Source organism: Nonlabens sp. Asnod2-A12 (assembly GCF_045063745.1).
Lineage (GTDB): Bacteria > Bacteroidota > Bacteroidia > Flavobacteriales > Flavobacteriaceae > Nonlabens > Nonlabens xylanidelens.
On record NZ_JBEFOB010000003.1, the window covers coordinates 2,775,001 to 2,788,733 of the forward strand.

Annotated in this window: 12 protein-coding genes, 2 tRNA genes and 1 rRNA gene; 3 read left to right on the forward strand and 12 right to left on the reverse strand. The window is 35.8% G+C overall.

Translation table 11 applies throughout. The annotated features are described in order from the left end of the window. Window positions 1-93 precede the first annotated feature (93 nt). From ACJJVJ_RS12615 to xrtF, 4 genes are all read right to left on the reverse strand, one after another. Window positions 94-167 (reverse strand) — tRNA-Ile (locus ACJJVJ_RS12615). A gap of 117 nt (window positions 168-284) precedes the next feature. Next, window positions 285-1,810 (reverse strand): 16S ribosomal RNA (locus ACJJVJ_RS12620). A gap of 1,031 nt (window positions 1,811-2,841) precedes the next feature. Beyond that, window positions 2,842-3,282 carry an exosortase F system-associated membrane protein gene (locus ACJJVJ_RS12625; protein WP_405370678.1) on the reverse strand — a complete coding sequence of 147 codons (441 nt, stop codon included), beginning with the start codon at window positions 3,280-3,282 and terminating at the stop codon, window positions 2,842-2,844. After that, on the reverse strand, window positions 3,275-3,808 hold the full coding sequence (xrtF, locus tag ACJJVJ_RS12630; protein WP_405370680.1) for an exosortase family protein XrtF: 534 nt from the start codon (window positions 3,806-3,808) through the stop codon (window positions 3,275-3,277). Before xrtF ends, ACJJVJ_RS12625 begins: the two co-directional genes overlap by 8 nt. Window positions 3,809-3,883: 75 nt before the next feature. Between xrtF and ACJJVJ_RS12635 the strand changes: the two genes are divergently transcribed. Genes ACJJVJ_RS12635 through ACJJVJ_RS12645 form a run of 3 tightly spaced genes read left to right on the forward strand, consistent with a single transcriptional unit; the run spans window position 3,884 to window position 5,925 of the window. Continuing rightward, on the forward strand, window positions 3,884-4,336 hold the full coding sequence (locus ACJJVJ_RS12635) for a GAF domain-containing protein (protein ID WP_104515809.1): 453 nt from the start codon (window positions 3,884-3,886) through the stop codon (window positions 4,334-4,336). Between the two features lie 27 nt (window positions 4,337-4,363). Further along, complete coding sequence (locus ACJJVJ_RS12640; RefSeq protein WP_405370682.1) at window positions 4,364-4,555, forward strand: hypothetical protein; 192 nt, start codon at window positions 4,364-4,366, stop codon at window positions 4,553-4,555. Between the two features lie 2 nt (window positions 4,556-4,557). Next, window positions 4,558-5,925 carry a class I SAM-dependent methyltransferase gene (locus ACJJVJ_RS12645; protein ID WP_405370684.1) on the forward strand — a complete coding sequence of 456 codons (1,368 nt, stop codon included), beginning with the start codon at window positions 4,558-4,560 and terminating at the stop codon, window positions 5,923-5,925. Window positions 5,926-6,402: 477 nt separating this feature from the next. Here the strand turns inward: ACJJVJ_RS12645 and ACJJVJ_RS12650 are convergent. The 8 genes from ACJJVJ_RS12650 to ACJJVJ_RS12685 form a co-directional block, all read right to left on the reverse strand. Further along, window positions 6,403-6,477, reverse strand: a tRNA-Val gene (locus ACJJVJ_RS12650). Window positions 6,478-6,536: 59 nt separating this feature from the next. Continuing rightward, window positions 6,537-7,706 (reverse strand): bifunctional folylpolyglutamate synthase/dihydrofolate synthase, encoded by a 1,170-nt coding sequence (locus ACJJVJ_RS12655; RefSeq protein WP_405371265.1) that lies wholly within the window; start codon window positions 7,704-7,706, stop codon window positions 6,537-6,539. A gap of 50 nt (window positions 7,707-7,756) precedes the next feature. Then, window positions 7,757-8,575, reverse strand: coding sequence for a hypothetical protein (locus ACJJVJ_RS12660; protein WP_405370685.1), 819 nt, complete (start codon window positions 8,573-8,575; stop codon window positions 7,757-7,759). 2 nt (window positions 8,576-8,577) lie between these two features. After that, a complete protein-coding gene (locus tag ACJJVJ_RS12665; RefSeq protein ID WP_104515805.1) occupies window positions 8,578-8,970 on the reverse strand; it encodes a biopolymer transporter ExbD in 393 nt (130 codons plus the stop codon). 2 nt (window positions 8,971-8,972) lie between these two features. Continuing rightward, window positions 8,973-9,668 carry a MotA/TolQ/ExbB proton channel family protein gene (locus ACJJVJ_RS12670; RefSeq protein ID WP_104515804.1) on the reverse strand — a complete coding sequence of 232 codons (696 nt, stop codon included), beginning with the start codon at window positions 9,666-9,668 and terminating at the stop codon, window positions 8,973-8,975. A 133-nt stretch (window positions 9,669-9,801) separates the two neighbouring features. Continuing rightward, window positions 9,802-11,331, reverse strand: coding sequence for a sodium/proton antiporter NhaB (gene nhaB, locus ACJJVJ_RS12675; protein WP_405370690.1), 1,530 nt, complete (start codon window positions 11,329-11,331; stop codon window positions 9,802-9,804). Next, complete coding sequence (locus ACJJVJ_RS12680; RefSeq protein ID WP_104515802.1) at window positions 11,331-12,557, reverse strand: Glu/Leu/Phe/Val dehydrogenase dimerization domain-containing protein; 1,227 nt, start codon at window positions 12,555-12,557, stop codon at window positions 11,331-11,333. Before ACJJVJ_RS12680 ends, nhaB begins: the two co-directional genes overlap by 1 nt. Window positions 12,558-12,622: 65 nt before the next feature. Then, complete coding sequence (locus ACJJVJ_RS12685) at window positions 12,623-13,675, reverse strand: anhydro-N-acetylmuramic acid kinase (RefSeq protein ID WP_405370693.1); 1,053 nt, start codon at window positions 13,673-13,675, stop codon at window positions 12,623-12,625. Window positions 13,676-13,733 lie beyond the last annotated feature (58 nt).

Here is a 13,733-nt window from a genome sequence, read left to right on the forward strand (position 1 = left end):
GTCAATTCAAAATATCTAATAAGGCGCTTTGAATTCTCAACGTCTAAAATTTCCTATATAATTTAAATGAACAATTATGATAAATCATTATTGTAGTCTCAGGCAGACTCGAACTGCCGACCTCTACATTATCAGTGTAGCGCTCTAACCAGCTGAGCTATGAGACTATAACTCCGAAGAGTAGGTCTTGCGACTTCTTTTATTGACAACTTTATAAATAAACACGCTAATTAAGCAATCTTTCATAAATCACTTTTGTAGTTCTGTTATTTCAAGAACTCCAGAAAGGAGGTGTTCCAGCCGCACCTTCCGGTACGGCTACCTTGTTACGACTTAGCCCCAGTTACCGGTTTTACCCTAGGCAGCTCCTTGCGGTCACCGACTTCAGGCACCCCCAGCTTCCATGGCTTGACGGGCGGTGTGTACAAGGCCCGGGAACGTATTCACCGCATCATGGCTGATATGCGATTACTAGCGATTCCAGCTTCACGTAGTCGAGTTGCAGACTACGATCCGAACTGAGATAGGGTTTGAAGATTCGCTCCTTCTCACGAAGTGGCTGCTCTCTGTCCCTACCATTGTAGCACGTGTGTGGCCCAGGACGTAAGGGCCGTGATGATTTGACGTCATCCCCACCTTCCTCACGGTTTGCACCGGCAGTCTCACTAGAGTCCCCGACTTGACTCGCTGGCAACTAGTAATAGGGGTTGCGCTCGTTATAGGACTTAACCTGACACCTCACGGCACGAGCTGACGACAACCATGCAGCACCTTGCAAATTGTCCGAAGAAAAGTCTATTTCTAAACCTGTCAATATGCATTTAAGCCCTGGTAAGGTTCCTCGCGTATCATCGAATTAAACCACATGCTCCACCGCTTGTGCGGGCCCCCGTCAATTCCTTTGAGTTTCATTCTTGCGAACGTACTCCCCAGGTGGGTTACTTATCACTTTCGCTTGGCCACTCAGTACTCAATCGTACCAAACAGCTAGTAACCATCGTTTACGGCGTGGACTACCAGGGTATCTAATCCTGTTCGCTACCCACGCTTTCGTCCATCAGCGTCAATATATTGTTAGTGATCTGCCTTCGCAATTGGTATTCTATGTAATATCTAAGCATTTCACCGCTACACTACATATTCTAACCACTTCACAATAATTCAAGACTAACAGTATCAATGGCAGTGCCGGAGTTAAGCCCCTGCATTTCACCACTGACTTATTAGCCCGCCTACGGACCCTTTAAACCCAATGATTCCGGATAACGCTTGCACCCTCCGTATTACCGCGGCTGCTGGCACGGAGTTAGCCGGTGCTTATTCTTACGGTACCGTCAAATATCTACACGTAGATATATTTCTTCCCGTACAAAAGTAGTTTACAACCCATAGGGCCGTCTTCCTACACGCGGCATGGCTGGATCAGGCTTCCGCCCATTGTCCAATATTCCTCACTGCTGCCTCCCGTAGGAGTCTGGTCCGTGTCTCAGTACCAGTGTGGGGGATCTCCCTCTCAGGACCCCTACCTATCGTAGCCATGGTAAGCCGTTACCTTACCATCTAGCTAATAGGACGCATACTCATCTATTACCGTAACCTTTAATTATCAAACCATGCAGCTTAATAATACTATGAGGTCTTAATCCAAATTTCTTCGGGCTATCCCTCAGTAATAGGTAGATTGTATACGCGTTACGCACCCGTGCGCCGGTCGCCATCTTCTAGCAAGCTAGAAATGCTGCCCCTCGACTTGCATGTGTTAGGCCTGCCGCTAGCGTTCATCCTGAGCCAGGATCAAACTCTTCATCGTCGAATCTTTTAAAGATCATTTAATTATATGACTTTATCGAAACCACTCAATTAGCTTTGTGTCTATCTTATTTTTTTAACCTACTGTTATTAAAACAATAAATCTTTTTTTTGTGCTGTCAATATCTCAATGAACTCCTTCAAATACCTTAGCTAAAATCTTACTGCAAATCTTCACGACTCACTAACTGATCTTTTAACCTATCTGAAGAACATTTGCCTCGTTAAACATTTAGCTGTTTTCCTAAGCGGCTGCAAATATACAATGGTACTGCTATTTGTGGGAGAGTATGTCGCCGCCTTCTTTTAAACCCTTGTCAATTAGACAAGGGTTTTTTTTGTTTATACATGTCCGTGCTAGAATGAATAATGTTATGAGTTTGTTCATCTAGGGTTATTACTGTCAAGACTTCATTATAAAAAAAAGAGTGGGTGTGTTGGGTTGTTAACAGGATTAACCCTTTCATTAATGACTAGGTACAAATAACATTTATTCGGTTGATTGAATATTTTGTCAACTTGAGTATTGATTAATTTGTTGACATTGTTTAGATCGCTTAAATTGTTTGTTACAGCTGTCATGATCTAAATGAAATCAAATCTATAATTAGATATCATATTTGTTATATTAAAATTATTAGCTATTAGATTAGTTTTATTAGATATTTCAACATGATATACCAAAAGTTTTTAAAGATTGTAATCCTTTTTGAATAAATATTACACTTTTATTGCCAATTTGTATAGCCTTAAGCTGTTTAAAATTAATATTTAAAGTCTTTATTATCTTTTAATTTGAAACCATCTTCGACCATATGAAAAGTGTGTTTTGTTTTTCGTGTTGATATTTATTTTACGTGTATTAAAATAAGCTTTAAGATACTAGTTAGCGGCTTTTAGTTAAAAGAGTTGGAATTTTATAGAAGTTTTTGAAATCAATAATCTACAGACTAAGTTCTTTTTGATTTGAATTTATTCAGTTGATACAAGAATATCTTCTAAATTGAATTACTAGAACAATTGTATAGTAATTTATTTGATTTGTGTTTTTTTGAATTGAATAAAATAAAATCCAGGTACCAAAATCAATAAAAATATTGGGTGAATCAGAAACCTTCTAATGTAGAATAATAGCATTTTAATCCAATTACTTTCAAATTCTGAAAATATTATGAAGCTTGTTAGAAGAATTACAAAAAAGGTGAAATTAACCCAGAGAGATGCTTTGAGATAAGTTTTATTTTTAAATAATACCCATATAATACTTAAAGAGATTGTTAGATTGATTAGAAAGCGTAGTGTTAGTGAATATGTTAATCGTACTATGTTAAAATCAGGGATTGGTAAATTTTGAAAGTTACTTTTGAAGTAAAAATTGAAAGGATCGTAAAATAAATTTGATTCAAAAACTCTTACTGATATCAATGCTACGATTAATAGAGAAACGGAGATAATCATCTGGACTTTACGCATTTTTAATATGTTTGATCCAGTATAGCCATAGTGCGATAACAGCACCGTAGATAATAGTTGGGAATATTATTTCATGAGCAAAATGTGCATGTTCTTTATAGGATACATATATTAATGCCAACAGTACTAATCTAATTAAATTAACTATGTATATAAAGACTATTCCAAATAATATAAATAAAAGTGTTTTCTTCAAGCCTTGAGCAAAAGCAATGATAAATGATGTAAATAATATCATTACGCTTACCGCATTACAACCTTCTATCACTCTGTAAATTCTCATTTCATTTATAAACATAATTACAGATGGATGCTTTGGTGAATTGATGGTTTCTGCTTGATGTCCTATTAAGTTGAGAATTCTTTTAGTTTGATGTGCTATTTGTGAAGTTATAGGGTCTGGATAGTTGTAACTACTCCAATCCCAATTTAAAAACAGATAGTAACTTATTGAAAGCAGAATGTATATACCGAAAAAAACAGCAACAAACTTGAATATAGGATAATAAGGTTTTAATGTTTCCAAATAGATTTATTTTACACAAATTTAGTTATTATAAGGAAACCAAATACTAGCTTTGCTTTTAATTAAAGTTAGAATATGAATTTAGATACCTTAAAACCTCAAATTACAGATATTATAAATAATAATGTTGATGTTAAGAAAACTATGCAATCAATTTGTGATCTACTACAGAGTAATATCGATACATATAACTGGGTAGGTTTTTATATGGCTCATCAGTCTGAGCCTACCTTGCATCTTTGGAGCCAGGCAGGGATACCGACAGACCACTTAGTAATACCATTTGGTAAAGGTATTTGCGGACAAGTAGCTGTCTCTAACTCTAATTTTGTTGTCGAAGATGTGCATGCGCAGGATAATTATATTGCTTGTAGTATTCATGTGAAAAGTGAGGTAGTTATTCCCATGTTTAAAGATGGTAAAAATATCGGTCAGATCGATATAGATAGTAATACTATAAATGCTTTTAATGAATCTGATGAGCGTTTTCTAGAGTGGATTAATGTTCAAGTGGCAACATTACTATAAGATGTTTATTTTTAAGTAAATTGCAGTATGAATAATTTACTCTATTTTGATGCTGGTCTTGGAATGATGATTGCTCAGGGAGCTATTGCAGCACTAGCAGGTTTTGTTTTGTTTTACAAAAAAGTTATTACTATTATAAAGGGTTGGTTCGGTTTAAGAAAAGCGGCAAAGGAGAGTAGTTTTGAAAGTAATTACAACAAAGACTCTGAAATTAAGTAATATTGAGACACCCTTCATCATATAGAGATCCTTCTGGATTTATTTTTAAAGAGAATAATAAAGTCTATAGACAGATTAATCCGGTATTTTTTGATGAGTATAAAGCCGCGGTGTCTGCAGGTATATATAATTCTCTATTTGATAAAAAATGGTTAGTCCGACATAAGGAAATATCTTCTGATTCTAGTAGAATTGTACTAGAGCCAGTGCAATTAGATTTCATTACTTATCCGTATGAGTGGAGTTTTACACAATATAAACATGCTGCGCAATTAACTCTCAGATTGCAAATATGGTTATTAGAGAATAATTTTTCCCTTAAAGATGCCACTGCCTTTAATGTAACGTTTCAAAAGGGAAAGGCAATCTTTATAGATACTCTTAGTATAGAGCAATATAAAATAAATACGCCATGGAGAGGGCTCAAACAGTTTAATGAGCATTTTTTTGGGCCTCTTTTACTTGCTCAGTACCATGGAAGTTTACATTTGAAAACTCTACAACATTCTATCAATGGTATTGATCTTAATGTGGTAAAAAGGCAATTACCTTTTATTAGTAGATTTAACCCTACGGTTTACAGTCATATTTATTTATTATCTAAATCTGAAGCAGAAAATGATAATAAAGAAGGTGGATCTGACCGATCTGTGGATCTTAGTAAAGCTAGACAGATAAAAATGCTATCTGCCCTGGAGATGTATATAGATGGTATGGAATCCAAGGAGAACACAGAGTGGTCTAAATATTATTCTGAGACCAACTATAATAGGAAGTCTTTTGAGTTTAAGAAAGATCTTATTGTCAAATGGAATAAAGAATTAAATTCCAAAAAGGTTATTGATCTAGGTGGTAACGACGGTACGTTTGGTAAAGAATTATTACCACAGATAGATCAACTCATAGTGTGTGATATAGATCAGCCTGCTATTGATCAATGTTATCTAGAACACATTAAAAATGATTCTAGTAAGTTAACATGTTTGGTAAATGATCTGTTGCAACCATCTCCAGCAATAGGGTTTAATAACCAGGAGAGAGCTTCTTTTAATTCTAGAGTTATTGATTTTGCACCAGATTTGAGCATGGCGTTAGCTTTAATTCATCATATTACTTTAAGTGGAAACGTTCCATTTGAAATGAGTGCTCAATATTTTTCGCAGCTTTCTAAATACTTAATTATTGAATTCCCAGATAGAGAGGATAGTTGGGTTGAATTTATTCTAAATAGTAAGCGAGAGGCTCGTCATTTATTTGATGATTATACTATTTCTGCTTTCGCGAAAGCGTATCAAAAGTATTTTAATTTGATTAAATCTGAAAAGATACAAGGAACAGCACGTACATTATTCTTGTTTCAAAGACTGTAGTGACGAGAATTTAGATGTGTCTATATTTCTTTGATTATTATTCTTTCTTCATCATTCTAAATAAATAGATAATGTTTGTTTAATTGATTTAAGTAAAATCAACTTGTAGTTTCTTATATATGTTAAATGAAGACGATAATGAGTTTTTACAGCTGATTTAACTCATGATATTCTTGTGGTTACTGCCCTTTGAGATTCTACTTGATGAGTTTTATGTTTTTGCGCTGTGTTAAGCTCTTTAGAGGTCTTACTTTCTATTTTAACGCATACCTTTCTTTTAAGTGAATACATTGCTTAAAAGCTGCTGTAAGCCTTTATGGGTGTTTCTTATGGAATCGGTTGTGATCTATTTTGGAAAGAGTAAATCAATAGTATAAGATGATTGATTTTAATGAATTTTTCATGCTGCTAATTTAAGCTTGTTTCTGCTTAAATTTATTGCATAAAAAAAAGGTCTTCATTTCTGAAGACCTTTTGTGGGCGCTAAGGGATTCGAACCCCTGACCCCTTGGGTGTAAACCAAGTGCTCTGAACCAACTGAGCTAAGCGCCCTAAGCGGTTGCAAATATACGACCCTTTTTTGGAACACAAAGAATTTTTGGAAGTTTTTTTTAAATTATTTCTGAAATAACAAATGTACTACCAGTTACAAGGATCAAATCTTCATGTTTTGCAGCTGTTTTTGCAGTTTCAAATGCCTGATTTAGAGTAGTAAAGATGGTGTTGGGTAAGTCGTGATTATTTAAATGAGAACTTAAAATATTTTTTTTCATTCCTCGAGGAATATTTGGTGTTGAGATGTAATATGTGGCATTTTTGGGTAAAAGTTGGATAACACTATCCGCATCTTTATCGCTTACCATTCCTAAAACTATGTGTAATTCTTGAAATGACTCCTTTTTTACCTGATTTATCAATAGATTTATTCCTGCTACATTATGTGCGGTATCTAATATTGTTTTAGGACGCTCGTTAATTATATCATATCTGCCCCTTAATCCTGTATTGTGGGCCACGCTCAGTAAACCTTTGCTTGTGTGTTCTTTTGTAATAGTGAAGTGTGTTGGACTAATTAACTCTATCATTTTACTCGCAACTCTTACATTTGACTTTTGATAATTGCCTTTAAGATCTGTTGGTAAGCTCGTTGTTCTATGGTCTATGATATGTATAGGGCTGTCTAGCTCATTAGCAATTTGGGTGAATAGCTGTTTTAAGTAGCTTCTTTTTTCACCTATAACTACCGGTACAGAATTTTTAATAATACCTGCTTTTTCTATTGCTATTTTAGAATAAGTATTACCTAAAATAGCAGTATGATCTTTATCTATATTAGTAATAGCACTGATAATAGGAGTGATGATATTAGTAGAGTCTAGTCTACCACCTAGACCTGTTTCTATAACAGCTATATCAACATTCTCTTCTTTAAAGTATTGAAAAGCCATGCCTACGGTCATTTCAAAAAATGATAGTTGGTTGTTCTTAAAGAATGTTTGATGTTTGTGGATAAAATCTATTACAAACTGTTCGGTACACATTTTACCGTTTATCCTTATGCGTTCTCTAAAATCCTTGAGATGTGGTGATGTGTATAAGCCTACTTTGTAACCAGCTTCTTGTAATACGCTAGCAATCATGTGGCTGGTAGATCCCTTACCATTAGTACCTGCTAGGTGTATTGTTTTATATGCTTTATGAGGGTTACCTAGATAATTATCTAGGTTTATGGTGTTTTGTAAATCGGCTTTATAGGCTGCTTTTCCAGCTCTTTGATACATAGGTAGCTGTGAGAATAGCCAGTCTAGGGTTTCTTTATAAGTAAGCAATGTTATTCTCCTACTTTAAATATGACTTCTATAAACCCTACTTGTGTAGGCTGGGCTTTAGGTGCAGGGCTAAATTTATAAGTCATAGCACTTTGTTTTGCTGCTTGCAATAAACAATTTGCTTTATTTGTGGTTCCTTTCTTACCTGGGAATGCTTGTGTAACCTTTCCAGATCGATCTACATGAATCTCTACGATTACTTTACCACTTTCAAAACAGTCAGGAGTAACGCCGCTACCAGCAACTTTACCGCGACCATTTAATCCATATCCTTTACCGCCTTGTCCGCTGCCAGGTGCTCCATAATACGTGTTTGCATAAGGATCTCCATTAATGTCTCCTTTATTACCAGGACCGTCTCCAGGACCTTGTCCTGTGCTAGTTTCTCCATCTACAGTTTCTGCTCCTGCGACACTATTTAAAGCATCTAATACTGAAGAATCTGGTTTAGGTTCTGGCTTAGGTTTTACAGGTTTGGTGACTGGTTTAGTTACAGGCTTCGGATCTGGTTTTGCATCAGGATTTGATTCTACCGTAGGTGCGTCTGTATTTTCTTGTGTGACTATATTTTCAGATTGCGGCGTTTCTTGTTGTTCAACCACTTCTGGTTTAGACTCTGGGGCTACTTTAGTTGGTTTTGCCGGTTCAACAGGTCCAGATCCTACAGCTGTGTTACCAAAGTTGATAGCGATACCTGCATCTTCTGGTGGTTCAATTACATTAATTACAGAGACAAATCTGAATACGAGAATAAGCATCAGAATAAGTAGAGTACTTATTCCTGCAGATATCTTTTGTTCTTTTGTCTTTAAGTAACTCATGTTTAATTGTTTTTGACCGCCAGGACTATTTGAATTTTATTCCTATTTGCAATATCCATTACTTTGACAGAGTAACTAACTGCAGCGTCTTTGTCAGATCGCAACATGATAGTAGGTTTTTCCTTGCCTTGTAAGGTGTTCAATATTCTACTTTCTAGATCTTCTTCTGTTGCCTGTGTTGCATCTACATAGTACACACCTTCTTTAGAGATGCTTACAGTTACCTTACCTTGTGTAGATGTTTTACCGCCAGCACTAGGTAATAATAGGTCCAGAGCTTCTGGAGTTATAGATGGAGATGTGAGCAAAAAGAATACCAAAAGTAAAAACACGATATCAGTCATGGACGACATCGAGAATTCTGGACTAACTTTATTTCTACCTCTTAAATTCATAATTAAGCAGGTTCGTTTAATAGATCTAAGAAGTCAGATGCATTCTCTTCCATCTGGTGTACCACCTTGTCAGTTTTTACAACTAGATGATTGTAACCTATATAAGCAACGATTCCTACTATAAGACCAGCGACTGTAGTAATCATAGCTGTATAAATACCACCAGCTAGACTTCCCATGTCTGCACTACCACCAGCATCTGCTAGTGTTTTAAAGGCTAATACCATACCGATAACGGTACCTAAGAATCCTATCATAGGTGCGGCACCTGCAATAGTTGCTAGCATGCTCACGTTTTTCTCTAATTTGTAAACCTCTAATTTACCAGCGTTTTCTATCGCACTATTGATATCTTCTAGAGGTGAGCCTATACGGCTTATACCTTTTTCAGTCAGTCTTGCTACTGGAGAATCTTCTTTTGCACAAAGCATTTTTGCACTGTCTAGTCTACCATTAGAGATATGGTCTTTAATGTTAAGCATGAATGAGCTGTCTATTTTAGAACTAGATCTTATTTTCATAAGTCGCTCAAAATAAATGTACAAAGCAAAAAATAACAAAAGAATTAATACAGCTATAATGATAGTTCCAGATGGTCCACCAGCGGTAATTAATCCTAGCAAAGATTCAGATTGTTCGTTTACTAGAGGTGCTGCCTCTGTGGTAACGTCTGCGGTTTCTTGAAAAAGTAGGCTCATTAATTAAGTAATTTGTATGGTTGTTAACGCAATTTAAGGGCGTTTCATTGCCTTTTAAATTGCGTTTTAATTTTAAATGTTCCGCTTTCGCGAAAGCGAGATCACAACAATCTCTTACAATAATACTCTTTTATTATAAAAAGTATACTACACAACCTAATCCTACTAGTGTCAATACAATAGTATAAGGTAAAGCCATTTTCACCATTTTACCATATGATAAATTGATAAGAGGTGCTAGTGCAGATGTCAGTAAGAATAAGAATGCCGCCTGACCATTAGGTGTTGCAACACTAGGCAGGTTAGTACCTGTGTTAATAGCTACTGCTAGATGTTCATACTGTTCTCTTGTGATAGTTCCTGCAGTATAAGCGTTACTAACCTCGTTAATATATACGGTTGCAACAAAAACATTGTCTGAGATCATACTTAAGAAACCATTTGCAAGGTAAAATATTGCTGGCTGACTAGATGCGTCCTGGCTTAATGCCCATTTTATAATAGGAGCAAATAAGTGTTGATCATGTATCATAGCAACGATTACAAAGAAAACAACTAATAAACCTGTAAAAGGTAATGCTTCTTCAAATGCTTTACCTAGACTGTGCTCGTCAGTGATACCCATAAATGCAGTTTGAATCACTATTAATCCTAGTCCTATAAATCCTACTGGGGCAAGGTGTAATGCAAGAGCGGCAATTAATAAAACAGCAGATATACCTTGTACAACTAATGCATATTTTTCTTTACTAGTTCTTTCTGCATCTCTTTTTTCCATCCATCCTTCAATAATAGATCTTACTACAGGAGGCATTTTTTGACCAAAACCAAAAGTTTTAGTCGTTTCTAAAAAGACAGTTGTCAATACACCGGCAACGAGTACAGGCATAGTTATAATAGACATTACTTTAAAGAATTCAATGAAATCCCAACCCATTTTAGAACCTATCAATAGGTTTTGAGGTTCTCCTACTATTGTACAAACACCACCTAGTGCAGTACCTACAACACCGTGCATTACTAAACTACGTAAGAAAGCACGGAACTGTTCAAGAGTTTCACCACTTAATTGTTCTCTATCTAATTTGTTGTCTTTATCTAAATCTAGATCACTAGAATGAATAGTGTGATATACATTATAGAAACCTATACCTACACTTATTAATACAGCTGTCACAGTAAGAGCATCTAAGAAAGCAGATAGAATCGCACTTAATAAGAGGAATACTAGTGATAGAACTATTTTTGATTTAATCTTAGTAAAAAGTTTTACAAAGATGTACATTAATAGAGGTTTCATGAAGTAGATACCTGCTACCATGAATACCAGAAGAAGAATTACCTCTAGGTTTTGAGCAACCTCTGCATATACACCACCCAGCACATGATTACCTAGCTCATCCAGAACAGGCTTGTGTGTGTCGTGGTCTATTTTATACATAGGGTGCGTTAACCCTAAAACTAAAACTTGTATGGCTAGTAGACCACCAGATTGTAGTGGGTAACATTTTAATGCCATCGCTAGACAGAAAATAAATTCTGCAATGAAAACCCATCCCATGACCATACCGCTTAGTGCAAAGTAACCGATCACGTTAAAGATTAAGAAAAATATCATGGTTAATTTAAACCACTTGGGACTATTACCTAAAAAGTATTTCATCAAACTAATTGTTTAAGTGCTATTTCAAATGCAGTAGAACTGATTTGTTTTTTTGAACTGTTATTATTAAAAGTATTCTGAATAGCATTACGTATAGTCATGCTAGTATCATTAAAAATTGCTTCGTCGGTCATTTGTACACGACGCTCCATGAAGTAGGCAAATACTCTAGCCATACCACAATTAGAGATAAAGTCAGGGATTAAACTAACTTGCTCATCTGTATGCTCCATAATAGAGCCGAAGAAAATTTCCTTGTCTGCAAACGGAACATTTGCACCACAAGAAATAACCTCTAATCCAGATGCGATCATTTGATCTATTTGATCTTGAGATATTAATCTAGAAGCCGCACAAGGAGCAAAAATCTCAGTTTTGATTTTCCAGATGCGATCATTTACTTCTTCAAAAGGTATAAGATTTTTTGCCTTAAGAGTGTTTCCGTCCTTATTTAAAAATAATTGGGTAATCTCTTCATGGCTAAAACCATCTTCATTAATCAAACCGCCAGCGCGATCTATAATTCCTACTATTTTTGCTCCCATTTGAGAAAGGTAAAAAGCAGCAGAGCTACCTACATTACCAAATCCTTGAACAACCGCGCGTTTTCCTTTTACGTTACCACCATAAATATCATAGAAATGCTTTACGGCCTCTGCAACACCATAGCCGGTGATCATGTCTGCAACAGTATATTTTCTAGAAACGTCTGGAGAAAATGTAGGGTTTTCTATAACTTTAATTACACCCTGACGCAATTGTCCGATGCGATTAATTTTATCTGCTTCACTAGGAGAGAAATGTCCGGTAAAAACACCTTCTTGTGGGTGCCATACTCCACAATCTTCTGTCATAGGTATAACCTCGTGAATTTCATCTACGTTAAGGTCTCCACCGGTACCATAATAACTTTTTAATAATGGAGATACTGCTTTGTACCATCTTTCTAGAACGCCTTTTTTACGAGGGTCTTGTGGGTCAAAGTTAATTCCAGATTTTGCTCCACCTATTGCTGGACCAGAAACTGTAAACTTTATTTCCATTGTTTTTGCTAGAGAAAGCACCTCGTTTTTATCAAGTCCTTTTCTCATTCTAGTACCACCACCTGCTGCACCACCACGTAAACTATTAATAACTGTCCATCCTTCGGCATCTGTTTCTGGATCATTCCAGTGGAAAACGATTTCGGGACTCGCGTTTTCATAACGTTTAAGTAGTTCTTTCATTTAGCTAGATTAGTTTGCACAAATATAATATAGTGACAATTGGAAATCTACTTTTTTACAATTTCTTAAGGTACGTAGATAACGCCGCTACTATGGTCTTTATTTGCTCCAGTAACACTTGATAAACAGTTGTTTGTGTTGCGCAATTTTAAAATGCCTAGTAAGGCAAATATTAAAGCTTCCTTATTTTCTACAATTTCATCTTCTGGAATGGTGATTTTTACCGCTGTATGTTTCTTTAGAGAATCTATTAAATAAGTGTTGAAAGCGCCGCCACCAGTGATTAGTAATGTTTTTTTATCTTGTAATTGGTTTGCTATTTGAATTGCAACGTGTTCTGTGAATGTAGCTATAGCATCTATGGTTTGAATAGAGTCTAGGATCTTAAAAATGTGTTCATTCACCCATTCCATGCCTAGGGATTTAGGGGCGACTTCTTGATAAAATGCTAGTTGATTTAATAATTTTAACTGAGGTGTTTGAATTTTTCCCGCTTTCGCGAAAGCGCCACCTGCATCATACTCTTTACCTAATTTTAGGGAATAGTGATTGAGAACAACATTTACAGGGCATATGTCATAAGCGATTCTTTGCGTGTGTTTTTCAAAACTCAGGTTTGCAAATCCGCCTAGGTTAAGACAGTAGTCGTAATTTCCAAATAATAAACGATCGCCTATGGGTACTAATGGTGCTCCCTGCCCATGTAATTCTACATCTTGTACTCTAAAATCGCATACCACGCGTTCTTTAATAATTTTAGCTAGATGAGGAAGATTACCTATTTGTAGCGTATATTTTTCTTGTGGTTTATGAAAAATGGTATGACCGTGAGAACAAACGGCTACTATTTCTTTGATTTGATTATTAGTGATAAAGGTATTTATTGTGTTACCTAAATACTCAGTGTATTCTTCATTTAGTTCTTTTATTGCCGCAGGATCAAAGTGAATAGCCTCGGCTAGTTTTTGTTTCATCGATGGCGTGTAGGCTATAGTTTCTGCACTGTGAATTTGAAAGCTCCAGACATCTTTGCGTACTAATGTAATGTGTGCGATGTCTATGCCGTCTAGGGAAGTTCCGGACATTACTCCTAAAACGTTATAGTACTGATGATTCATAAGTTAAAGGTGTTGAAAATGGTGTAGAATAACATTAGATTTGCAAAACGGAAAAATA

What these genes read in the sequence shown, in the direction of transcription:
- ACJJVJ_RS12655 (WP_405371265.1), bottom strand. Translation starts at nt 7,706, where the DNA reads ATGTATCAAAGAGCTGGAAAAGCAGCCTATAAAGCCGATTTACAAAAC.
- ACJJVJ_RS12660 (WP_405370685.1), bottom strand. Translation starts at nt 8,575, where the DNA reads ATGAGTTACTTAAAGACAAAAGAACAAAAGATATCTGCAGGAATAAGT.
- ACJJVJ_RS12670 (WP_104515804.1), bottom strand. Translation starts at nt 9,668, where the DNA reads ATGAGCCTACTTTTTCAAGAAACCGCAGACGTTACCACAGAGGCAGCA.
- ACJJVJ_RS12635 (WP_104515809.1), top strand. Translation starts at nt 3,884, where the DNA reads ATGAATTTAGATACCTTAAAACCTCAAATTACAGATATTATAAATAAT.
- ACJJVJ_RS12625 (WP_405370678.1), bottom strand. Translation starts at nt 3,282, where the DNA reads ATGCGTAAAGTCCAGATGATTATCTCCGTTTCTCTATTAATCGTAGCA.
- ACJJVJ_RS12665 (WP_104515805.1), bottom strand. Translation starts at nt 8,970, where the DNA reads ATGAATTTAAGAGGTAGAAATAAAGTTAGTCCAGAATTCTCGATGTCG.
- ACJJVJ_RS12680 (WP_104515802.1), bottom strand. Translation starts at nt 12,557, where the DNA reads ATGAAAGAACTACTTAAACGTTATGAAAACGCGAGTCCCGAAATCGTT.
- ACJJVJ_RS12640 (WP_405370682.1), top strand. Translation starts at nt 4,364, where the DNA reads ATGAATAATTTACTCTATTTTGATGCTGGTCTTGGAATGATGATTGCT.
- nhaB (WP_405370690.1), bottom strand. Translation starts at nt 11,331, where the DNA reads ATGAAATACTTTTTAGGTAATAGTCCCAAGTGGTTTAAATTAACCATG.
- ACJJVJ_RS12685 (WP_405370693.1), bottom strand. Translation starts at nt 13,675, where the DNA reads ATGAATCATCAGTACTATAACGTTTTAGGAGTAATGTCCGGAACTTCC.